This is a genomic window from Methylorubrum extorquens, assembly GCF_024169925.1.
Classification (GTDB): domain Bacteria; phylum Pseudomonadota; class Alphaproteobacteria; order Rhizobiales; family Beijerinckiaceae; genus Methylobacterium; species Methylobacterium extorquens_A.
Map to the genome: position 1 here is coordinate 4,274,815 of NZ_JALJXF010000001.1, position 20,991 is coordinate 4,295,805.

At 69.9% G+C, this 20,991-nt stretch carries 20 protein-coding genes and 1 pseudogene; 12 read left to right on the forward strand and 9 right to left on the reverse strand.

Annotated features, from left to right (window positions below; genetic code table 11):
* Positions 1-438 precede the first annotated feature (438 nt).
* From J2W78_RS19970 to J2W78_RS19985, 4 genes are all read left to right on the forward strand, one after another.
* Entirely contained in the window at positions 439-918 is a 480-nt protein-coding gene (locus J2W78_RS19970) for a hypothetical protein (RefSeq protein ID WP_253373348.1), read from the forward strand.
* Between the two features lie 11 nt (positions 919-929).
* On the forward strand, positions 930-1,337 hold the full coding sequence (locus J2W78_RS19975) for a phage holin family protein (RefSeq protein ID WP_253373349.1): 408 nt from the start codon (positions 930-932) through the stop codon (positions 1,335-1,337).
* The gene (locus tag J2W78_RS19980; protein ID WP_253373350.1) at positions 1,334-1,720 is read left to right on the forward strand and encodes a DUF3618 domain-containing protein; all 387 of its coding nucleotides are present in this window, start codon (positions 1,334-1,336) and stop codon (positions 1,718-1,720) included. Before J2W78_RS19975 ends, J2W78_RS19980 begins: the two co-directional genes overlap by 4 nt.
* 63 nt (positions 1,721-1,783) lie before the next feature.
* The gene (locus J2W78_RS19985) at positions 1,784-2,584 is read left to right on the forward strand and encodes an apolipoprotein A1/A4/E family protein (protein ID WP_253373351.1); all 801 of its coding nucleotides are present in this window, start codon (positions 1,784-1,786) and stop codon (positions 2,582-2,584) included.
* An 84-nt stretch (positions 2,585-2,668) separates the two neighbouring features.
* Here J2W78_RS19985 and hisS read toward each other — a convergent pair whose 3' ends face one another.
* The 6 genes and pseudogenes from hisS to secB form a co-directional block, all read right to left on the reverse strand.
* On the reverse strand, positions 2,669-4,180 hold the full coding sequence (hisS, locus tag J2W78_RS19990) for a histidine--tRNA ligase (protein WP_253373352.1): 1,512 nt from the start codon (positions 4,178-4,180) through the stop codon (positions 2,669-2,671).
* Between the two features lie 81 nt (positions 4,181-4,261).
* A complete protein-coding gene (locus tag J2W78_RS19995; protein ID WP_253373353.1) occupies positions 4,262-4,633 on the reverse strand; it encodes a tRNA-binding protein in 372 nt (123 codons plus the stop codon).
* A 241-nt stretch (positions 4,634-4,874) separates the two neighbouring features.
* A pseudogene (locus J2W78_RS20000) lies at positions 4,875-5,393 on the reverse strand (DUF3429 domain-containing protein).
* Between the two features lie 144 nt (positions 5,394-5,537).
* Positions 5,538-6,791: an MFS transporter gene (locus tag J2W78_RS20005; RefSeq protein WP_253374098.1), complete on the reverse strand. Its 1,254-nt coding sequence runs from the start codon at positions 6,789-6,791 to the stop codon at positions 5,538-5,540.
* A 131-nt stretch (positions 6,792-6,922) separates the two neighbouring features.
* Positions 6,923-7,525 carry a hypothetical protein gene (locus J2W78_RS20010; RefSeq protein WP_253373354.1) on the reverse strand — a complete coding sequence of 201 codons (603 nt, stop codon included), beginning with the start codon at positions 7,523-7,525 and terminating at the stop codon, positions 6,923-6,925.
* Positions 7,526-7,716: 191 nt separating this feature from the next.
* The gene (gene secB / locus J2W78_RS20015) at positions 7,717-8,223 is read right to left on the reverse strand and encodes a protein-export chaperone SecB (RefSeq protein ID WP_253373355.1); all 507 of its coding nucleotides are present in this window, start codon (positions 8,221-8,223) and stop codon (positions 7,717-7,719) included.
* 484 nt (positions 8,224-8,707) lie between these two features.
* On the opposite strand from secB, the gene J2W78_RS20020 reads away from it, so the two are divergent.
* The 7 genes from J2W78_RS20020 to fhuF all read left to right on the forward strand — a co-directional run bounded on the left by J2W78_RS20020 (position 8,708) and on the right by fhuF (position 16,472).
* On the forward strand, positions 8,708-9,427 hold the full coding sequence (locus J2W78_RS20020; protein ID WP_253373356.1) for a Tim44/TimA family putative adaptor protein: 720 nt from the start codon (positions 8,708-8,710) through the stop codon (positions 9,425-9,427).
* A gap of 12 nt (positions 9,428-9,439) precedes the next feature.
* On the forward strand, positions 9,440-10,684 hold the full coding sequence (gene mltA, locus J2W78_RS20025) for a murein transglycosylase A (RefSeq protein WP_253373357.1): 1,245 nt from the start codon (positions 9,440-9,442) through the stop codon (positions 10,682-10,684).
* Positions 10,681-11,448, forward strand: coding sequence for a Smr/MutS family protein (locus tag J2W78_RS20030; protein ID WP_253373358.1), 768 nt, complete (start codon positions 10,681-10,683; stop codon positions 11,446-11,448). Before mltA ends, J2W78_RS20030 begins: the two co-directional genes overlap by 4 nt.
* 251 nt (positions 11,449-11,699) lie before the next feature.
* The gene (rho, locus tag J2W78_RS20035; protein ID WP_253373359.1) at positions 11,700-13,043 is read left to right on the forward strand and encodes a transcription termination factor Rho; all 1,344 of its coding nucleotides are present in this window, start codon (positions 11,700-11,702) and stop codon (positions 13,041-13,043) included.
* A 307-nt stretch (positions 13,044-13,350) separates the two neighbouring features.
* Entirely contained in the window at positions 13,351-15,084 is a 1,734-nt protein-coding gene (gene poxB / locus J2W78_RS20040; RefSeq protein ID WP_253373360.1) for a ubiquinone-dependent pyruvate dehydrogenase, read from the forward strand.
* Between the two features lie 79 nt (positions 15,085-15,163).
* The gene (locus tag J2W78_RS20045; RefSeq protein ID WP_253373361.1) at positions 15,164-15,721 is read left to right on the forward strand and encodes a hypothetical protein; all 558 of its coding nucleotides are present in this window, start codon (positions 15,164-15,166) and stop codon (positions 15,719-15,721) included.
* A 199-nt stretch (positions 15,722-15,920) separates the two neighbouring features.
* Positions 15,921-16,472 (forward strand): siderophore-iron reductase FhuF, encoded by a 552-nt coding sequence (gene fhuF, locus J2W78_RS20050; protein WP_253373362.1) that lies wholly within the window; start codon positions 15,921-15,923, stop codon positions 16,470-16,472.
* Positions 16,473-16,552: 80 nt separating this feature from the next.
* Here the strand turns inward: fhuF and J2W78_RS20055 are convergent, their stop codons facing one another.
* The 3 genes from J2W78_RS20055 to J2W78_RS20065 form a co-directional block, all read right to left on the reverse strand.
* Positions 16,553-17,461, reverse strand: a complete 909-nt coding sequence (locus tag J2W78_RS20055; RefSeq protein WP_253373363.1) for a hypothetical protein — start codon at positions 17,459-17,461, stop codon at positions 16,553-16,555.
* Positions 17,462-17,705: 244 nt separating this feature from the next.
* Positions 17,706-18,452 (reverse strand): TerC family protein, encoded by a 747-nt coding sequence (locus tag J2W78_RS20060; protein ID WP_253373364.1) that lies wholly within the window; start codon positions 18,450-18,452, stop codon positions 17,706-17,708.
* 16 nt (positions 18,453-18,468) lie between these two features.
* Positions 18,469-19,398: a lipid kinase gene (locus J2W78_RS20065; protein ID WP_253373365.1), complete on the reverse strand. Its 930-nt coding sequence runs from the start codon at positions 19,396-19,398 to the stop codon at positions 18,469-18,471.
* A gap of 576 nt (positions 19,399-19,974) precedes the next feature.
* On the opposite strand from J2W78_RS20065, the gene J2W78_RS20070 reads away from it, so the two are divergent.
* A complete protein-coding gene (locus J2W78_RS20070; protein WP_253373366.1) occupies positions 19,975-20,766 on the forward strand; it encodes a hypothetical protein in 792 nt (263 codons plus the stop codon).
* Positions 20,767-20,991 lie beyond the last annotated feature (225 nt).

The window sequence follows — 20,991 nt, forward strand, 5'->3', positions numbered from 1 at the left end:
GCCTGGCGCGATCCGTCGAGATGCAGCCAAACGCATCCCCGCCGGCAGGTCAAGCGGGCGGACCGACGATGTCACCGCTGTTCGACCCCGCATCCGCCCGACCGGCCCCCACGCCTTCCCGCGTTCCCCGCAGTGCAGCAGAGCCGCCGCCACCATGCAAGGGCCAAGCTGAACGGGTGATGACATCCGGGTCCGGACCAGCATCGGGCCGGGGAGCATGATCGTCGCGGGCATCGGCATCGGAGCGGCGGCGCTTCCTCGCTTGTTCTGACGTCCGTTCACAGCGGCCCTTCGTTCGGCGACCACGGCGCGGAAGGGTCTCGTGAAACGGAACTCCGCGAGGCAGCCAACGGTTCTCCGGCCACGTTCGTCGCAGATCGAAGCGCATCCGCGCCGATCCAGCGATCTTGACCCGCCATCTTGCCCGGAGACAACCCCATGACATCGTCCGCGTCACCAGATCCCATCGGCGGTCCCAAGCCAGCCGATACCAAGGCCGACCTGGAGGATCTGCGCCACGACGTGGAAGACACCGCGAATCTCGCGGCCGAGCGCGGCAAAGGGCTCGCCGCGGCCGCACGCCAGCAGGCGCTCTCCTACGTCGACGACCGCAAGGGCGAGGCGGCCCGCTCGGTCTCGGACCTCGCCAAGTCCCTGCGCGATTCAGGCAAGACCTTCGACGACCGTCCCAACATCCGCGCCTTCTTCGACAGTGCGGCGGAGGGGCTCGACGACTTCGCCGGCTCGATCGAGCGGCGCAGCCTCGACGACTTCTACCGTCAGGCGGAAACCTACGCCCGTCGCTCCCCGGTGACGGTGGCGGTAGGCGCGTTCGCGGCGGGCTTCCTGCTGTCGCGCTTCGTCAAGGCGTCGGGCAGCGCCGAGACGGATCCCGTCTACGACGACTACCGGGCCTGAAGGGACGCGCCATGGCAGGCCCCAATCCATCCCCTCCTCCCTCCTCGATCCAAGCCCTCGTCGCCGACGCCCTGCGCGAGGCAAGCGAGCTTGCCAGCAAGGAGATCGCACTCTTCCGCACGGAGATGACGAACAACGTCCGCTCCCTGTTCATCGGCCTCGCGATGATGGTGCTGGCCGCGGTGTTCGCGGTCACGGCGATGCTGGTGCTCATCGGCGCGCTGGTGAAGTTCGTCGCCACCCTCGTAGGGTCCGAGTGGCTCGCGGCCCTGCTGGTGGGCGGCGGCATGCTGCTCGTGGCGGTGGTGCTCGGCGTCATCGGCGCCCGGGCGATGTCGCTGTCCAACTTGGCGCCGACCCGGACCTCGCGGCAGGTCCGGCAGGATGCCCGCGCGCTGACGGAAAGGGTTTCGGGATGAGCGAATCGATCTCGGACCTCGAGAAGGACATCGAGCAGAGCCGCGCGCGGCTCGACGAGACCATCGACCGGATCCAGGGGCGCCTGAACGCGTCGAGCCTCGTCGACGAGATGCTCGGCTCGGCCCGGCAGACGCCCTACAGCGGCTTCTACGACGATGCCTTGCTGGCGGTGCGGCGCAACCCCCTGCCGGTTCTGCTGATCGCGGCCGGCGTCGGTCTCCTGCTCAACGGCATGCGGACCGTCCGCCGCCCCTCTCCCTCGCGCGCCGTGGTGCCGGTGGACGCCAAGCACGTCACCGTGACGGGGGCCGACCGCACCTACGACCCCGACGCCCCCGGCGGGCGCCCCCTCCATGATCTGCCGCCCGAGCGTCAGGTCTGACCACTCATCTCAGGCCGCGCCGGACATTCCGCGCCGATGGCCGACCAGGAAACGGAGTCCATCATGAGCCAAGGCCCCACTCACCAAGGCCCGGTCACCACGCCGCCCTCCGGCGCGCCGGTGGAGACCCTGCCCGAAAACATCGCCGCCCGCTCCGGCATGCCGCGTGAGTCCGGCGTCGATCATAGCCTCCACGACATCGCCGACCGGGCGACCACGCAGGGCCGCGACGCCAATGCCCGCCTCCAGGCCGGCCTTGAGGATACGACCGAACAGGCACGGGAAGGCGCGCGCAACCTGCGCGACCAAGCCACGGACCGGGCTTCTGATCTGAAGAACCGCGTCAGCGAGGCCGCCGACTCCACCCGTGCCCAGGCCGGCGAAACGGTTCGCGCCGCCCGCGAGCGGGCGAGCGAGACCTACGAGGGTGCCCGTTCCTGGGCCGAAGACCGCTACGAGACGCAGCGCCAGCGCGCGGCCGACCTTGCGGATCGCGGCTATCGCCGCTTGAACGAGGGGCGCACCGCGACCGAGCATTTCGTTTCCGAGAACCCGCTCCTCGTCGGCGTGGTCGGCCTCGCCGCCGGCCTGCTGCTCGGCGCGCTCCTGCCGCGCACCCGCCAGGAAGACCGGGCGCTCGGCCCCTATGCCGACGACCTGCGCGACCAGGGCATCCGCTACGCCCGCGACCTCACCCATCGCGGCCGCGCCTTCGTCGAGACGGCGCTCGACCCCGAGAACATCGACGCGGCGGTCAAGCGCGCGAGCGCGGAAGGCGGTCAGCAGGGCGGGCCGGCAACGGGCCAAGCGACCGGCTCTCGGCCCGGCTTCAACGAGACCGCACGGCCGGCGCACAGTCTGTAAGGGACAAGCGCGGGTCTTCCCCTCTCCCCGCATGCGGGGAGAGGGCATGCGCTCATACGGACCGACGGTTGAGGTGGAACTGGCTCACCCGAAATGCCGGGCCAAGGTCTCGCGGACCGCCTCGACCATCTGCTCCACCGGCACCGAGACCTGGGCCGGGCGGGCGGCCTTCCACTCGGCGTTGCTGGCGATGGCTTCCGCCGCGCGGGCGCCTGCGATCAGATCCTTGATCTGGACCTCGCCGGCCTCGCGCTCGTTCGAGCCCTGGATCACCACCGCCGGGGCGCGGCGGCGATCGGCGTATTTCATCTGCGCCTTCATCCCGGCCGCACCCAGGTAGAGTTCGGCCCGGATGTTTTCCGCACGCAGCCGCGCGACCAAGGCTTGATACTCGGCGATGTTCTCGCGATCGAGCACCAACACCACGACCGGCCCAGGTTTCATCGCGCCCTCGACCAGCGGGCTCTTGGTCAGCCGTAGGGCCGAGAACAGCCGCGAGACGCCGATGGAGAAGCCTGTCGCCGGCACCGGCTCGCTGCGGAAGCGGCCGACGAGACCGTCATAGCGCCCGCCGCCCGCCACCGAACCGAAGCGGACGGTCTGGCCGTCCTCGTTGGTGACGGGGAAGGTCAGCTCCGCCTCGTAGACGGGGCCGGTATAGTATTCGAGGCCGCGCACCACGGAGGGGTCGGCCCGCACCCGGTCGTGGCCGTAGCCCGCCGCCTCGCACAGCCGCATGATCGCGTGGAGTTCGGCGATGCCCTCGCGGCCGGTCTCGGAGGTGCCGACGACCTCCTGCCAGGAACCGAAGAACTTTTCCCAGAACGCCATCCGGTCGGCGCCCTCGTGCGGGCTCGCCTCGAAGCCGACATAGGCCAGGATGCGCTCGATCGCGTCGTCGCCCAGCCCGGCGCCCTTGGTGAAGTCGCCGCTCTCGTCCTTGCGGCCGGGGCCGAGCAGCAGGCGCACGCCGTCGGCGCCGAGGCGGTCGAGCTTGTCGATGGCGCGCAGCACGGTGAGGCGCTGGCCGGCCTTGTCCGGGCCGGCGAGGCCGATGGCCTCCATCACGCCGTCGAGCACCTTGCGGTTGTTGACCTTGACCACGTACTGGCCCGCGAGCCCGAGCCGCTCCAGCGTGTCGGCCATCAGCATGCAGGTCTCGGCATCCGCCGCGACGGAGCCCGCCCCGACGATGTCGGCATCGAATTGCATGAACTGGCGGAAGCGGCCCGGCCCCGGCTTCTCGTTGCGGAAGACGTAGCCCGCCCGGTAGCTGCGATAGGGCTTGGGGATCGCGTCGAAGTTCTCGGCGACGTGGCGAGCGAGCGGCGCCGTGAGATCGTAGCGCAGCGAGAGCCACTGCTCGTCGTCGTCCTGGAACGAGAACACGCCCTCGTTCGGCCGGTCGAGATCCGGCAGGAACTTGCCGAGCGACTCGGTGTACTCGACGAAGGGGGTCTCCAGCGCCTCGAAGCCGTACAGCTCGAAGGTCTGCCGGATCGTGTCGAGCATCCGCCCCTGGGCCAGGATGTCGGCCTCGGTGCGGTCGGGGAAGCCACGCGGCAGGCGGGGTTTCAGGGTGTCGGCCTTGGCCATGTCGTCGCCGATCAGAGCGGTTCTTTGAAGGGAAGCCCGGCTCTATCGCAGGCGGCCGTGAGGCGGCAACCCGAGGGCATCTCAGAACAGGCGGCTGCCATCCGGCACCGGCTTGTCGGGGGCGAACAGCACGACGGCGCCGGCCGCGTCGGCAAAGCCGAGCGTCAGAACCTCCGATAGGAATTTTCCGATCTGGCGCGGCGGGAAATTCACCACCGCCGCGACCTGCCGGCCGACCAGGGCGTCGGGCGTGTAATGCTCGGTGATCTGCGCGCTGGAGCGTTTGGCCCCGATCACCGGCCCAAAATCGATGACGAGCTTGATCGCGGGTTTGCGCGCTTCGGGGAAAGGCTCGGCCGAGATGATCGTGCCCACGCGGATATCGACGGCGAGGAAGGCGTCGAACCCGATCTTTTCGGATTCCGGGGCGGTGGGATCGTGGCTAACGTGCATGGCCGAGGCTTGACTTGGCGGGATGAGAGCAGAGCCTTCTACGAAAGCCGACCGCGTCCTCCAATCCGCATTCTCCCCCTGAGGTGCCGGAGCGAAGCGGAAACCTCGAAGGATCTTCCAGAGATCGCGCGGGATCGGGAGGATCCAGAGCATCGTTCTGGATCCGACATCGAGGACGATGCTCTCGCGCGGGCACCTCAGGATGAGGGGGAGTGGATCGGATCCTCCACCAAAACGAACGTTAGAGCGTCAGGCGATAGGCTAGCAGCGCGGCGAGGCTGAGGACGGCCAGCGGGATCTGTGCCGGCCGCAGGCGCTCGAAGAACAGGGGCGCCTCGCCCCGGCGCGCGGCGATGGGATCGAGGATCGTGATCTCGGTGAAGCCGGCGATCAGCAGCCCGAGCGCGATGGCGGGCTTGCCGAGCGCAAAGGCGATGAGGGCGCCGTAGCCCAGCAGGAACAGGCTCAGCATCGTGGCGATCTGCGCCAGCGTCGCCCCGCCCTCGGTGCGGAAACTGACGCCGTGACGCACGCCGGAGAGGAACAGCAGGATCGCGCACCCCCACAGGAGTGTCAGGGTGAAAACCGCCTCGGCCACCGGCCCGCGCAGGATTCAGACCAGCACCGCCCCGGCGACGAAGGGCAGCATCGGCCCGTAGCCGAATACGACGCTGAGCCAGGGCACCGCGCGGGGCTCGTGCGCATGGATCATCCGGCCGGTCTCGTCGCCCTGGGATCGGGCCGTCGGAATTTGAGCCATGCACGCCTCGCGGCCGAAGGAAAAGGCTTCGCCGAGCGCCCGGTTGCCGTCCGCTCGCTCTCCGGACGCGGCCGTGCGGTGGGCGCTCCGTGGAGAGGCCGAAACGCACCATGAACCGCTGGGGAGTCGGCCTGTTCCGGCCGATCAGGCCGGCTTCTCCGCGGAGCGCGCGGCGTACCGGCGCTCCTCGCGCCGGGTGCGGCGGCGCTGGGAGCGGCTGTCCTCGGTGGTGGCGGCAAGCCACCAGACCAGGGCAAGCGCCCCGAGGCCCGCTGCGCCGAGCGCCAGGAAGGATCCGCTCCAGCCGAACCAGCCCTGGGCGAGACCGCCGTACCATGCCGAGAGCGCGCCGCCCGCGCCCTGCACGGCGTTGACCGTGCCGAGCGCCGTCTGGGTTCGGCCCGAACCCCAGGTGAGGTCGGCCACCACCACCGGCACCGCCACGCCGATGATGCCCGAGGCCACGCCGTCGAGGATCTCGGCGGTGATGAGCCAGTAAGGGTCGTCGATGAAGGCCGAGAGCGCCGCCCGGATTGGCAGGACGAAGCAGGCGGCGATGAGGAGCTGGCGCCGGCCGCGCCGGTCGGCAAGCGAGCCGGCGGCGAGCGCCACCGGCACCATCACGAGCTGGGCCACCATGACGTATCGGGCGGTCCAGGCGGTGGGGTTGTCCGCCGTGTGGACGAGCTTCTGCCCCAGCAGGGTCAGCATGCCGCCATTGCCGAGTTGGAACAGGGCGAGCGCCACCGCGAGCACGAGCAGCCGCTTGTTGGTGAAGACGTCGAGGTAGGAGGAGCGGGCGGGCTCCGTCTCGTCCTCCTCCGTCCAGCCGGCCGCCCGGCGCCGGCTGAAGGTGCCGGCCGGCATCGCCCACGCGGCGGCGATGGCGGCGGCGGCCATGGCCCCCAAGACCCAGAAGGCGATCTCGGGCCCGAAATGGGCGGTGCCGAGGGTGATGAGCCCGGCCGCGATCAGGATGCCGACATGGTTGAAGGCCTGGTTGCGCCCCTGCTGGCGCGGGAACGCCTCCTTGCCGACGACGCCCAGCGTCAGCGCCGTGACCGCGAGCAGCAGCAACGTGCCGCCGGCCGCAGCCAGAAACTGTGCTGCCAGCACCGGCACGAAGGAATGGGCCGGCATCAGCAGCAGCGTGCCGGCGAGGATCGCGACGCAGGAGACCACGATGAGCAGGCGCGGGCGCCCAAGCCGGTCGACCAGCGCGCCGAAGGGGCCGCTGAGCAACAGCGTGCCCACCCCCACCAGCGTGGTGACGAGCCCGACCTGCGACGGGCTCCACTGCCGCATCTGCGCAAGCCACGTGCCGAGGAACGGCCCGAGCCCGCCCTGGATGTCGCCGATGAAGACGTTGATCAGGGCAAGGTGGGTGGTGGGCGCCATGCTGTCCTTGGGGGCGGGCCGGGGGCGGCGGCCGTAGCGTACCGCCGCCCTCAGGGCAACGCTCGCCATCGCCGCCGGGCTCGGCCCCGGCGGCGCGACCCGGATGCGCAGGCCCGGACTATGAGGCCCGGCTACCGTGGCGCGAGCCAGCGCTGGAAGCCGTCGGCGTAATCGTTGGCGGCCCGGTCGAACTGGTCATCGGCCCCGGCCGAGACCATGACGGCATCCACCAAAGCGACCGCGCCCTGGCCGGCGGGTCGGGTGCCGATCGCGCCCCGGTACGTCGTCAGCAGCGCGCCCGAGCGCGCGTCGACCACGGCGATGTCGGCCTGCACGCTCGGATGGCCGCCGATGAGCACCCGCTGCGCGGCGGAGGGGATATCGACCCGGTTGATCGTGGCGACGAGCCGCACCGGCCGGGAGCCCTCAGGCCGGGCCGCGGTCACGCGCTCCAGGGCGCGCTTGAGGCGGCTCGCGGCGAGATCGCGCAGATGGGCACGGGCGGCCGGCGTCGCGGTGAGAGCCGGATCGGTCTGCGAGAGGCCGCGGGCGCGCAGGTAATCGTCTTCGGCAGCGCTCCAACGGATCGCGGCCTCGGGCGGGACGCGAACCTCAAGACTGGTAAAGCGCAGGTTGGCCGTCTCCTGCGGCGAGAGCGTATTGGGCGCAACGGTGGTGCAAGCGGACAGGCCGAGCGCCAGGAGAAGCGCGGCAAAGGTCGGACGGCGGAACATCGGGAAGGCTCGGGTCGGCAGCCAAAATCGGCTGCGACCGGCGCGCTAACACAGCTGTTGCGCGAGCTCTGCGGCCAGAGAGCCACAAGACACCGCAAATCAAACAAATGATGCAAAACAAAACCCCAGGGCCGTCAGCCCTGGGGTTTTGCTCAGAGAATTCGAGAGGAAGGTCTACGCGAAGCCTCGCCTCAGGAGGCGAGCGGCGCGCCCGGCTGGCCGCCCTGGGCCTGCGCTTCCATCATCTTCTGCTGATAGAGGCCGACGAAATCGATCGGGTCGATGTAGAGCGGCGGGAAGCCGCCGTTGCGCACGGCCTCGGCGACGATCTGGCGCGCGAACGGGAACAGCAGGCGCGGGCACTCGATCATCACCGCCGGGTGGATCTGCTCCTGCGGGATGTTGCGCATGCGGAAGATGCCGGCGTACTTCAGCTCGAAGGCGAACAGCACCTCGTTCTGGATCTTGGCATCGCCCTCGAGCGTCAGCTCGACTTCGAAGTCGGCGTCGGCGATCTGCTGGGCGTTGACGTTGACCTGGATGTTGATCTGGGGTCCGCCCTCCTGCGGCTGCAGGGAGCGCGGCGCGTTCGGGTTCTCGAAGGAGAGATCCTTGGCGTATTGCGCCAGCGCGTTGATCGCGGGCGCGAGATCCTGGCCCTGCGCGCCGTTGCCGTTCGGTGCCGCGGTATCGGCCATGGCGTCTCTCCTTCTTGCGTCGTCTTCGGCGCGCACGTGTCCCGGCCAAAGAGCGCCCCTTCGGCGCGGGCTGCGGCTACCATGCCCGTATGCGGCGAACAAGCCGAACCGATGCGACCGCCTCGGCCCGGACCGGGCTTCGAACCCCGGTTCAGCGGCGCGCGTGAATGGGACGCGGCGGCTCGTCTGATTCGTTTCCCTGGAATACCTCGCAGGTCCGCCCATATCACGGTAAGGTCACGGACTTCGAACAGTCGGAGACATTCAGACCCAAGCGCCTACCAAGGTCTCCGTTCCCGGGTCGATCCCCGCGCCGCCCTCGGCTAAGAGCCGGTCTCGCGAACCCTTCTCCGGCTCCGGTCGGGAACCTCGCGGAACCATCTCCCGGAGCGCGGCGGGCGGGATCAGGGGGCGGACCTTTCCCGTCCGGGCGGCCTTACGGGCGCCGGACTCACGTGTGCGACGGTCACGATTCGGATCGGTGATGCAGGATTCCTTCGACGCAACCACTCTGATTTTCCTGGCGCTGGCCGTCTTCGTGATCTGGCGGCTGCGCTCGGTCCTGGGCCAGAAGACCGGCACCGAGCGCTCGCCCTTCCGGCCGGTGGAGCGCAATCGCACCGAGCCGCCGGCCGGCCGCAGCGAGGGCGACAACGTGGTCCGCCTGCCCGGCGCCGACCGCAGCCCGGCAGGAGCGGCGGCCGTGCAGACCGCGACCCGCGATTGGCGGGGCATCGCCGAGCCGGGCTCGGCGGTCGCCCGCGGCCTCGAGCAGGTGGTGCAGCTCGAGCCGACCTTCGAGCCCCGCGCCTTCCTCGAAGGGGCCAAGGGCGCCTACGAAACCATCGTGACCGCCTTCGCCAAGGGAGACCGCAAGACCTTGCGCACGCTCCTCTCGCGGGAGGTCTGCGAGGGCTTCGAGCGGGCGATCTCCGAGCGCGAGAAGCGCAACGAGACCGCGGAAACCACCTTCATCTCCATCGACAAGGCGGAGATCGCCGCCGTCGAGGTGAAGAACCGTGCGGCCCAGATCACCGTGCGCTTCCTCTCAAACCTCATCACCGCCACCCGCGATGCGGACGGCAAGGTGATCGATGGCAATGCCGAGACCGGCGTCGAAGTGCCAGACGTGTGGACCTTCGCCCGCACACTCGGCTCGCGCGACCCGAACTGGCAACTCGTCGCCACCGACGCGGGCGGCTGATCGTTTCGCCTCATGCCGTGTTTGCGCGTTTCCCTTCCGGCCGCAGCGGTCCTCGCCGCTGCGGCCGTTTCCATTCCCGCCGTACCCTCACGCGCGGATGGGCCTCCGCGCGTGCCGGGCGCCGTGCTGGAGCCGGTCCCCCTCGCAGCCCTGCCCGGCTGGCGCGAGGATGACGGGGCGGCCTCTCTCGACGCCTTCCGCCGCACCTGCGCCGGGCCCGGCCCCAACCCGCCCCAGATCGGGGGCGTGACGGGCTCGCCCGCCGACCTCGCGGCGGCCTGCGCCGCCGCAGCCGAGGTGAAGCCGAACGAAGCCAAAACATTCTTCGAGGCGCGGTTCTCCGCCTACCGCATCGTCCGCCCGGCCTCTGGAACGGAGCCTGAGCGCCGGGTCGGCTTCCTCACCGGTTATTTCGAGCCGGAACTCACCGGGTCGCTCGAGCCCGGCCCCGGCTACACCGCCCCCGTGCTGGCCCGGCCGGACGACCTCGTCAGCCTCGCCCCCGGCGAGACGGCGCCGGGGCTCGATCCGATCTACCGCGCGGGCCGGCGCACCGAGACCGGGCTCGTCCCCTATCCCGACCGCGCGGCGATCGAGGACGGGGCACTCGGCGAGCGCACCCGGCCGCTGCTGTGGCTGCGCGACGCCGTGGACCTCTTCGTGCTGCAGGTGCAGGGGTCCGGGCGAGTGCGCCTGCCCGACGGACGCGGGATGCGGGTGCTCTACGACGGCAAGAACGGCCAGCCCTACACCTCGATCGGCAAGCTGCTCGTCAACGAGGGCCATCTGCCGATCAACGGGCTGAGCCTGGAGCGCTGGACGGCGTGGCTGCGGGCCAACCCCGACCATGCCCGCCGGCTGATGCGGATGAACGCGTCCTACATCTTCTTCCGGACCGAGCCGGTGACCGACCCCGCCCTCGGGCCGCCCGGCGCCGCGGGCGTGCCGCTGAGTCCGGGGCGCAGCATGGCCGTCGACGGGAACCTGTGGCGCTACGGCCTGCCGTTCTGGCTGGAAGGCAAGCTGCCGGGCCAGCCCGGCCGCGGGCATCTGGTCGTCGCCGCCGATACCGGCTCGGCCATCGTCGGCCCGGCGCGCGGCGACCTCTATGTCGGCACCGGCGCCGCCGCCGGACGGGCGGCGGGCGACCTGCACGACCGGATGGGCTTCGTGGTGCTGATCCCGAAACCCGCCCCGGATAGCGCTGGGAAGGACGCGGCCGCACCGGAGGCCGCCGCCGGAGCGGCGCGGCCGTGAGCGTGCGGCCGCCGCGGCGCTCGCGCCTGCTCTCGCGTGAGGAGGCGCATCTCTGGGGCGAGATCGCCAAGCTGATCACGCCCCTGCGGAGCCGCGCCAAGCCGAAAAAACCCGCTCAGAAGGGGCCCGCGGCCGGCGCCGAACAGCCCGCACCGCCGATCACCGGGTCTGCGGCCAAAGTCGCCAAGCCGGCTCCGAAGCCGGCCTCCAAGCCCATCTGGAAATCCGCCTCCCCTCCCCCGGCGCCCCCCGCCAAGCCTACCCCACTCAAGCCTGTCCCACTCAAGCCTGCCACCGCCCTCTCTCTGTCGCGGGCCGCGTCGAAGCCGCTCAAGCTTGGCGACCTCGCTCCCGAGATCGCCCGGGCCAGCGCCGCACCCGCTTCGCCACCGCCGCCTCCGTTCCCAGGGGCGCCGGGCCTGGAGCGGCGGGAGCGGCGTGGGCTGGAGCGGGGCACACTGACGATCGAGGCGCGCATCGATCTGCACGGCCTGTATCAGGCGGAGGCGCATGCGGCCCTGGTCGGCTTCCTGCTCCGCTCCCGCGCGGCGGGGCATGCCCGCGTGCTCGTTGTGACCGGCAAGGGCGGCGAGGATTTCGGCGGCCGGGACCGCGGCGGTTTCTCCGAGCGCGGCGTGCTCCGCCGCAGCGTCCCGCACTGGCTGCGGGGCCCGGAATTGCGCGGCCTCGTGATCGGTTTCGAGGAGGCGGCGCGCCATCACGGCGGAGGCGGCGCCCTCTACGTGAGGCTGCGGCGGCGATAGGCCGGCTCGCCAAACCCTAAGATGAAATCGGCGGGCGGGGTCTTGAGCCGGGTGGCGAAACGCGCTACTGAGCCATGCTCTCCCATTGCAGCCGTGTCGCATTCCGAGGTCTTTCTGGCCCAGCGGAACCGATGCGCGGGCCGAGCCGCGCGCCCGCGACGGCTACGGACCCTGGGGCGCTTCCCCGGCGCCCGGCTCTGCTCCCGAACCGGCCGACCACTCCCCGCCCTTCGTTGGTTGCATCTCCCCACATGACGTCACAGAACGACGCTCTCTCCCCTGTCGAAGCTCCGGCCGAAGCCGTCGTCGCGCCGGCCGATCTCGTCGCTCGGCGGGAGGTGAAGCTTCAGGACCTCAAGTCCAAAACGCCGACCGAGCTCACGGCCTTCGCGGAGGAGCTCGATGTCGAGAATGCCTCGACGATGCGCAAGCAAGAGCTGATGTTTGCGATCCTCAAGCAGCTCGCGGCCAACGAGACCGAGATCATCGGCGCCGGCACGGTCGAGGTGCTTCAGGACGGGTTCGGCTTCCTGCGCTCGCACGATTCGAACTACCTGCCGGGTCCGGACGACATCTACATCTCGCCGACCCAGATCCGCCGCTTCGGCCTGCGCACCGGCGACACCGTCGAGGGCCCGATCCGCGGCCCCAAGGACGGCGAGCGCTACTTCGCGCTGCTCAAGGTCAACACGATCAACTTCGAGAACCCGGAGAAGATCAAGCACAAGGTCCACTTCGACAACCTGACGCCGCTGTTCCCGACGCAGCGCTTCAAGCTCGAACTCGACAACCCGCCCAAGAAGGACTTCAGCCCGCGGATCATCGACATCGTCTCGCCGATCGGCAAGGGCCAGCGCGCGCTGATCGTCGCTCCGCCGCGCACCGGCAAGACCGTGCTGATGCAGAACATCGCGCAGTCGATCACGATCAACCACCCGGAATGCTACCTCATCGTGCTGCTCATCGACGAGCGCCCGGAAGAGGTGACCGACATGATCCGCTCGGTGAAGGGCGAGGTCATCGCCTCGACCTTCGACGAGCCGGCCACCCGCCACGTGCAGGTCGCCGAAATGGTGATCGAGAAGGCCAAGCGCTTGGTCGAGCACGGCCGCGACGTGGTGATCCTCCTCGATTCCATCACCCGCCTCGGCCGCGCCTACAACACGGTCGTGCCGTCGTCGGGCAAGGTGCTGACCGGCGGCGTCGATGCCAACGCCCTGCAGCGGCCCAAGCGCTTCTTCGGTGCGGCCCGCAACATCGAGGAGGGCGGCTCGCTCTCCATCATCGCGACCGCGCTGATCGATACCGGCTCGCGCATGGACGAGGTGATCTTCGAGGAGTTCAAGGGCACCGGCAATTCCGAGATCATTCTCGACCGCAAGGTCTCGGACAAGCGCATCTTCCCGGCCATCGACATCACCCGCTCCGGCACCCGTAAGGAAGAGCTGCTGGTGCCGCCGGATTCGCTCAAGAAGACCTATGTGCTCCGCCGCATCCTCAACCCGATGGGCGTCACCGACGCGATCGAGTTCCTCATGGACAAGCTGCGCCAGACCAAGAGCAACAGCGACTTCTTCGACTCGATGAACACATAAGGCGAAACACCTCGCCGAGGCATTTTGCCAAGGGGGCCCGCCGGCACGATCGGCTGGCCCCCTTTTTTTGTCAGAGCCTATCGCGCAATGGGATCGCTCGGGCACGAAGCAGCCTGAACGGCAGAAAGGCCGTCATCGATCCGGCCCGGCCACAGGTCGGCGAAGTGACGATCCTGCCGGAGACGATGCACTCGGCATGCGAAATTGTGCAGTCATTACAAAATCTTCGATCCATCGAACCTTCGCTTGCGTTTGACGTTGGCCCGCCGTCACCGCCTTCTCGGGCGGTCCTGTTCGGAGACGGCGCATGGCAACCCGCAACGTATCGGATCTCGTGGTCGAGACGCTCCAGCAGGCGGGCGTGCGCCGCGTCTACGGCCTCGTCGGCGACAGCCTGAACGGGATCACCGAGGCGATCCGCGCCCGCGGCGTCATTGATTGGGTCCATGTCCGCCACGAGGAGGTCGCCGCCTTCGCCGCCGCCGGCGAGGCGCAGATCACGGGCGAACTCGCGGTCTGTGCCGGCTCCTGCGGACCGGGCAACCTCCACCTCATCAACGGCCTGTTCGACGCTCACCGCACGCGCACCCCGGTCCTGGCGATCGCCGCGCATATCCCGTCGAGCGAGATCGGCCTCAACTACTTCCAGGCGACGCGGCCCGAGGAGTTGTTCCGCGATTGCAGCCATTTCTGCGAGACGGTCTCCGACCCGGCACAGCTGCCCAACGTCCTTGAGGCGGCGATCCGCTCGGCGGTCGGCCAACGCGGCGTCGCCGTGGTGGTCATCCCTGGCACTGTCGCCCTGAAGGAGGCGCCCAAGCGCGCCCTGTCCGCGCCCGCAACGCTGCGCCCCCGCGCGCCGGTCACCGTACCGCCCGCGGATGAACTCGACCGCTTGGCGGATCTCCTCAACGGGTCCAAGAAGATCACGCTTCTGTGCGGGCGCGGCTGCGCCGGGGCGCACGCCCCGCTGATGCGGCTGGCCGAGCGTCTCAAGAGCCCGATCGTCCACGCGCTCGGCGGCAAGGAGCATGTCGAGCACGACAATCCCTACGATGTCGGCATGACCGGTCTGATCGGGTTCAGTTCGGGCTACGCGGCGATGGAAGCCTGCGAGACCCTGCTGATGCTCGGCACCGACTTCCCTTACCGCCAGTTCTACCCTGAGCACGCCAAGATCGCGCAGGTCGATCTGCGTCCGGAGAATCTCGGCAAGCGCTGCCGGCTCGAACTCGGTCTCGTCGGCGATGTCGCCGCCACCATCGACGCGCTTCTGCCGCGGCTGACCGGCAACGACAGCGGGCGCCATCTGGAGACCAGTCTCAAGCACTACGCCAAGGCGCGCGAAGACCTCGACGACCTCGCCACCGGCAAACCGGGGCGCAAGCCGATCCACCCGCAATACCTCACCCGGCTCCTCAGCGAGGCGGCGACCGACAACGCGGTGTTCACGGCCGATGTCGGCACGCCGACCGTCTGGGCCGCGCGCTACCTCGCCATGACGGCGGGACGGCGCCTGATCGGCTCCTGGGCGCACGGCTCGATGGCGAACGCCCTGCCGCACGCCATCGGCATCCAGGCGGCGAGCCCTGGCCGGCAGGTGATCTCGCTGTCGGGCGATGGCGGCTTCACCATGCTGATGGGCGACGTCCTCACGCTGACGCAGGAGCGGCTGCCGGTGAAGGTCGTGATCTACAACAACGGCACCCTCGGCTTCGTCGAGCTGGAGATGAAGGCCGCAGGCTATCTCGAAACCGGCGTTACGCTCGAAAACCCGGATTTCGCCGCCATGGCCCGTGCCATCGGCATCCACGCCCGCCGGGTCGAGGATCCGGGCGATCTGGAAGGTGCCATTCAGGACGTGCTGTCCCATCCCGGTCCGGCTCTCCTCGACGTGGTGACGAACCGCCAGGAACTGGCGATGCCGCCCAAGCTCCAGGCCGAGCAGGTGAAGGGTTTCAGCCTCTACGCACTCCAGGCAGTGATGAACGGGCGCGGCGACGCAATCCTCGATCTGGCCAAGACCAACCTGTTGCGCTGAACCGATCCGCATCGGCGCGGCCCTCTCGGGAGGTCCGCGCCGGCTGAGAAAAGCCTCTCGCCGAAATCTCGACAACACCGTGCCGGGTCACGGCTCGCTCTTCTCGAACTTCGCCGATCCGCGCTTCCAGAAGACGAACCCGTTCTCGGGCGATCCCGCGTTCCAGGATCTCACCACCCGACAGTACTGCATCGGCCGCGCCTTCGAACACCGCTTCGGCCCGGATGTCGTATTCCGGAAGAACCCCTACAATTACAACGTCTTCCGCGACCTGAGAGACACCCGGACCGACACGATCAACCCAGATCTCCAGACCGCCGGCCGCATCACCAACGCCCTCGACACGCTCTCGCTCGACAACCCGCTCGAGACCCGCTTCGCCACGGGCCCGGTCGCCCACGTCCTGATCGCCAGCCCGACCAACGAGGTGCTGGGCAGCTTCCGCCGCTCAACCGTCACCCTGCTCGATGCGGTCGCAGCCTCCGACTTCGTCAAGGCCAATCCGCGGCTGAAGCGCCTGCGACTTCAGGTCAACGTGAACAACGCGTTCGACCACCGCTATTTCACTTGCCAGGCGGGGCTCTGCCACCGCGGCCAGCCCCGGAAGTTCTTCGCGAGCCTGATCTACCGCTGGTGAGGCAGATCCCGCCCTGACCCTCATCGTCCAGACATCCCTCGACGGCGCCCTGAGCGGGGCCTTCGCCCCCTTCGCCGGTCGGCTGCGACGCGATCCTGCCCCTCGGGCCTGTGCGCTGTCGGAACTCGCGCGCAGCGATGCGATCGGCGACGGGGTCGCCCGCTTCGCGGATGTCCAGTCCGGGGGCGAGCGCAGGGCGGTGGCCTCGCTGTGGAGCGCCTACCTGTTCGCGGCGCTGGTCGCGCCGACGCTGGCGGCGGGCGCGCGGCTCGGCATGGTGCTCCCCCTCGACGCGGTTAGTCTCGCGCCGGAGACCGGGCTGCCAGCGACGGTCCATCTCGCTTCGGAACGGGCGCGGCCCGCCTCGCTTCCCGTTCAAGTCGATCGGCTGCTCGCCGAGTGCCTCGCACCCGTGATCCAGGCGCTGCGAGCCGAGACGGGGCTCTCGACGCGGCTGCTGTGGGAGAATGCCGGGGGGCATCTGTTCTGGACGCTCAAGACGATCGCGCGGGAGAATCCGGAGCGGACCGGCGAGGTGACCGAGGCGCGACAATCCCTGCGCTGGCCGCGCGAAGCCTGCGGGGCGCTCACCCTGATGCGTGCCGATGCGCTGGCGGGCCTTGAGGCGCCACGCCGCCGGCTCTGCTGCCTGCGGCACGGCCTGCCCGGCTTCTCGAAATGTGAGGGGGTCTGCCCCCTGCTCAGGCAGCGCGGGGAAAGCCGCCTATCCGGTTCACCCCCCTCATCGTGAGGCTCTGGAGCGGAGGCCTCCTTCGCGGCCGCTCCGCGGCACCTCAGGATCAGCTGAAGTTTCGAAGAGCGGCTCCGCGCTCAGCCGCGCCCGGCTTCCGCGCCGAGGCCACGCTGCGCCTTCGAGCGCAGGCGCTTATTCTGAAAGATCAGTGTGACGGTTCCGCCGCTGCCGCGGTCCGACCAGAGATAGGTCTCGAAGGTACCGAGCCCGGGTAGGGTCGCGGTGGCGTCGAGGGTGCCGCGGCAACCGAGCAGGCCCTCGGCCTCGGCCAGACGCATCTCGGCCTGGAGCAGATCGAAGGTGCCGAGGCTGACCGGGCACTGGGTCCGCTCCGTCGGCGGCCGGTGCGCGGCGACCGACGCCGTGGCGAGGCGGGGCGGCTCGCCCGCCGCGTCGGCGGCCGAGGGCTGCGCCTGCCAAGCTCGAACGGGTGGTGCATCATCCCGCGCATCGGGGGAGGCGGCGGGCATCGCGGCAAGCGCGCGTGGCACTTCCACCTGCGCTACGCCGCTCCGTAGGGCGGGGATGAAGGCCGAGCCCTGCCGAAGCCGGGAGGTCCCACTCGAAGCCCCCCCGACCCCGTGCGGTGCCCCTTCCTCGCTCGCCTCGACGGGCGCGCGGGTATGTCCAACGACGATGGCGCGGCGCAGGGCCGTCTCCAGGCCGCGCAGGTCGCGGGCGAGGCGCTCGCTCATTCCGGTGCGGGCCAACCCCGACTGGGTCTCGCAGGCCGCGAAGGTGGAAACGGCGTCGCGAATCTCGTCCTCGGTCCACTGTCCGGCCGGCTTGCCGAACAGGTCGGCCTCACCCTGCGGCACGGCATGGGCCGTGGCGGCACCGAGCCGGCCGAGCCTCTCCTCCGCGAGGGCGCGGTGCACGCCGCAGCCGCCGGCCGCCGCGAGGGCCGCGCGAAACGGCGAGGGCGCCGCCGCAACGGAGGATCCGCACGCGGCTGCGAGCAGGGCCGGTGCGAGGAGGAAGCGCATGAGGGCAGTCGCCTGGGTTCAGGTCATGCTGCCGAAATGAGCGTTTCGGCGTGAACGGATCCTTACCCCATGGGCCGGGTCAGCCGGGGATCGGCTTTCATGCCTTACCGTCCGTTGACCAGTTCTCTCGGATCGATCGCATCCCCCCGAGAAACTCGCCATCCGAGCGGGCACGGCCTCGGGAGCGGAGGCCGTATGACGTCCCAGCATCTCCTGGCAGTTTTCACGGGAAAACTGCCGGGCTTCAGGCGCCACCCATTGGCGTCTTCGCCCGCCTGCGGCGGCGGGCCACCATGTTGAGGCCCTCCACACCGGCCGAGAACGCCATGGCGGTGTAGATGTAGCCCTTCGGCACATGCGCCCCGAAACCTTCGGCGAGCAGCGTCATGCCGATCATGATGAGGAAGCCGAGCGCCAGCATCACCACGGTGGGGTTGGCGGCGATGAAGCGCGACAGCGGGTCGGCGGCGATCAGCATCACGGTCACGGCGGCGACGACGGCGATGACCATGATCGGCACGTGCTCGGTCATGCCGACGGCGGTGATGATCGAATCGATCGAGAAGACGAGGTCGAGCACCAGAATCTGGCCGATGGCCGAGCCGAAGGTGAGCGCTGCCCGGCTGCCGGGCTTCTCCTCCGGGCTCGGATCGACGCTGTGGTGAATCTCCTTGGTCGCCTTCCACAGCAGGAACAGGCCGCCCGCAATGAGGATGAGATCGCGCCAGGAGAAACTCTTGCCCAGCACCGCGAAGACCGGCTCGGTCAGGTGGACGATCCAGGCCACCGTGCCGAGCAGCGCCAGCCGCAGGATCAGGGCGAGGCCGATGCCCAGGCGCCGCGCCCGGCTCCGCTCGGCCTCGGGCAGCTTGTTCGTGACGATCGAAATGAAGATCAGGTTGTCGATGCCGAGGACGACCTCCATCACCACGAGGGTCGCCAGCGCCGCCCAGGCGGTGGGGTCGGCGGCGAGGTGAAGCAGGCTGTCCACGGGCGGATCCGAGGGTTCAGAAGGGAAGAGGGAACCGGCTCGTGGCGACGGGCGCGGCGTCCGGCGGCGCGAGAACGCGCACCGCCTTCGGCATCACCTTGAAATGGGCCGGCGTCCAGGTCGTCAACTCACCGTCGGTGTTGACCGCCCGCGGCTTGCGGGTCTTCAGCATCAGCTCCGTGGTCTCGAACGCACGCACATCCGCTGCCTTGCCGTGGGTCCCGCGGCGCAGGGCCGGCAGCAGCGCGATCAGCCGCCACCAATGGGCGACCTCCAGGCTGTAGAAATCGAGCCGTCCGTCATCGACGGTGGCGTCCTCCTGCACGGTCATGCCACCGCCGTAATGGCGCCCGTTGCCGACCGAAGCCTGGATGGTCGTGACCTTCTCGGTGCGGCCGTCATGCTCGATCGTCACGGTGAAGGGACGGGCGCGGCGCAGAAGCCGGAAGGCGGCGATGGCATAGCCCACCGTGCCCCAGGTCTTCTTGGCCTCCGCCGTCAGCTCGCTGGCGAGATCTGCGGAAAAGCCGACGCTCGCCACGTTGAAATAAAGGTGCCCGTTGACCCAACCGAGGTCGATCGCCTTCTCCGGCGCCGTGGGGATCAAGCGGGCGGCCGGCTCCGGCTCGAGGGGCAGGCCAAGGGAGCGGGCGAGATCGTTGGCGGTGCCGAGCGGCAGGATGCCGAAGGGCAGCCCCGTCTCGACCAGGGCGGGTGCGGCCGCGTTCATGGTGCCGTCGCCGCCCCCGAGGATCACCAGATCGACGGAGGACGCATGCCGCCCGATCACCTCCTTGCAATCGGCGCTGTCCTCCGGCTCGACGAGGTCGAGCCCCCCCTCGCGCAGGATCGTGCGGATCGCATCCAGCGACGCGGACCCGCTGCGAGCCTTGGCGTTCACGAGAAGAAGCGCGCGGCGCTTCCCGGTCTCCGAGGTCGCGCTCAAGCCGCCGCTCCGCTCGCATGGGGCCGGAACAGGAAAACCAACATGGCCGGCACAGGAATATCCTCGCACGCTTCACGCGCCGCGTTCGCGCCAGCGGTGAAAAATCCGACATCACGGTCGACGCCTCGACCGTCGGAGGGGCCCGGACCCGTCCTCGGCGGCCCCGCCCGATGCTTGGCACCAAGCGCGCTCGGCCTGCTGCATTCGCGCGCAGGACGAGCCGGGATCGCCATGCTCAAGGTGGGCACTTCCCGCGCGATGGCAAGGGCCCGGAGAAAGGGCGCGTACGAGGGCACTTGGCGCTGGCCCGGCACCAGGGGCCGTGACCAGGGAAGCTTGGACAGCGGGGGTAACAGGCCTTCCGGTGAAGGCACCGGTCGCACGGGCGCCCGACTCGGTGTAGGCACTCAGCCGGTGGCGGAAAGGCGTGGAACCGTAGCGGTGCCGTCACGCGTTCCCTCTCACCGACCGCCTTCCGCGGAGTGCCGGCCGCCGTCACCCTTCCGAGGTGAGCGCCGCCGGTGACCCGGCCTTCCGCGAGGCACCTTCAGGCCTGCTCGCCCGATCGGTCCCGTCATGCGCCCCGTCCTGTTTCTGACCCTTCTCCTCTCCTCGGCCTGCGCGACGGGAGGCGCCCTGGCCCAGCAGGGATCGAACTGGATCGACCCACCCGCCAAATCCGACGCCGCCCCTGCCGGCGGCGAGCGGACGAAGCCGGCGGCCAAATCCGCCCCCCGTTTCGAGGCCGAACCGGAATCCGGGACCCGTTCGCGCCGGGCCGCCGCCCCCGCCCAGCGGGAGATGCACCGCCAGGACCGCACCCGCGCCGCCGAGATGCGCCGCGCCCGCCGAGCCGCGATCCGCGAGCGCGCACGCGACGAGGGGCACGCCCACAGCGCCCGGATGCACCGCCCTGCCCCGCCGCCCGCCGCGAACCTGGCCCGCGCCGAGCCGGATCCGCGCTTCTCCGATTGGGCCGTGGCGGCGCGTCGCCTGAGTTTCGGCTATCTCGACAGCGTGTCGGCGCCCAACGGCGCGATGCTGTCCGCCGCGCCCCGCTTCTACGGCAGCTCGGTGCGCTTCCACGGCCGTGTCATGACCACCAACGCGCTCCTGCCTGAGAAGCGGCGCTTCGCGCGGCGCTGGCCCGAGCGGCGCTACGAGCCGCACGGGGAGCCGCGGATCGCCTGCGACGGACCCAGCGCCACCTGCCTCGTGCGCATCGTCCACGATTTCACGGCGGTCAGCCCGGCCCGCGGCGCGCGTTCGCAGGGGGTGGCCGAACTCACGCTGACGGTGAGCTTTGCCGGAGGCGCACCGGTCATCGTGTCGGAGTCGAGCCGCGTCCTGAGCCGGGCGGGGGCCTGACGATCGGAATCCATCGCCGGAAGCGGCTTGCCGGCGCGAAGAGCGTGCTCTTTGGGGCGTGAGCCTCGGAAAGCATCGAGCGAGCGGGAAGCATAAGCCTGCGGAGGCGGGCGCAGGCGGTTGAGGCCGGACGGGAAATCAGGATGCTCGCCTTGGGCGGTCATCCTGCGGGATCAGCCGCCGCATCGACCGGATACTCCGGCCGGTCCATGTTGTAGAAGCAGC

What these genes read in the sequence shown, in the direction of transcription:
- J2W78_RS19980 (WP_253373350.1), top strand. Translation starts at nt 1,334, where the DNA reads ATGAGCGAATCGATCTCGGACCTCGAGAAGGACATCGAGCAGAGCCGC.
- J2W78_RS20010 (WP_253373354.1), bottom strand. Translation starts at nt 7,525, where the DNA reads ATGTTCCGCCGTCCGACCTTTGCCGCGCTTCTCCTGGCGCTCGGCCTG.
- J2W78_RS19995 (WP_253373353.1), bottom strand. Translation starts at nt 4,633, where the DNA reads ATGCACGTTAGCCACGATCCCACCGCCCCGGAATCCGAAAAGATCGGG.
- poxB (WP_253373360.1), top strand. Translation starts at nt 13,351, where the DNA reads ATGGCAACCCGCAACGTATCGGATCTCGTGGTCGAGACGCTCCAGCAG.
- J2W78_RS20005 (WP_253374098.1), bottom strand. Translation starts at nt 6,791, where the DNA reads ATGGCGCCCACCACCCACCTTGCCCTGATCAACGTCTTCATCGGCGAC.
- hisS (WP_253373352.1), bottom strand. Translation starts at nt 4,180, where the DNA reads ATGGCCAAGGCCGACACCCTGAAACCCCGCCTGCCGCGTGGCTTCCCC.
- J2W78_RS20055 (WP_253373363.1), bottom strand. Translation starts at nt 17,461, where the DNA reads ATGCGCTTCCTCCTCGCACCGGCCCTGCTCGCAGCCGCGTGCGGATCC.
- rho (WP_253373359.1), top strand. Translation starts at nt 11,700, where the DNA reads ATGACGTCACAGAACGACGCTCTCTCCCCTGTCGAAGCTCCGGCCGAA.
- J2W78_RS19970 (WP_253373348.1), top strand. Translation starts at nt 439, where the DNA reads ATGACATCGTCCGCGTCACCAGATCCCATCGGCGGTCCCAAGCCAGCC.
- J2W78_RS20070 (WP_253373366.1), top strand. Translation starts at nt 19,975, where the DNA reads ATGCGCCCCGTCCTGTTTCTGACCCTTCTCCTCTCCTCGGCCTGCGCG.
- secB (WP_253373355.1), bottom strand. Translation starts at nt 8,223, where the DNA reads ATGGCCGATACCGCGGCACCGAACGGCAACGGCGCGCAGGGCCAGGAT.
- J2W78_RS19975 (WP_253373349.1), top strand. Translation starts at nt 930, where the DNA reads ATGGCAGGCCCCAATCCATCCCCTCCTCCCTCCTCGATCCAAGCCCTC.
- J2W78_RS19985 (WP_253373351.1), top strand. Translation starts at nt 1,784, where the DNA reads ATGAGCCAAGGCCCCACTCACCAAGGCCCGGTCACCACGCCGCCCTCC.
- mltA (WP_253373357.1), top strand. Translation starts at nt 9,440, where the DNA reads ATGCCGTGTTTGCGCGTTTCCCTTCCGGCCGCAGCGGTCCTCGCCGCT.
- J2W78_RS20020 (WP_253373356.1), top strand. Translation starts at nt 8,708, where the DNA reads ATGCAGGATTCCTTCGACGCAACCACTCTGATTTTCCTGGCGCTGGCC.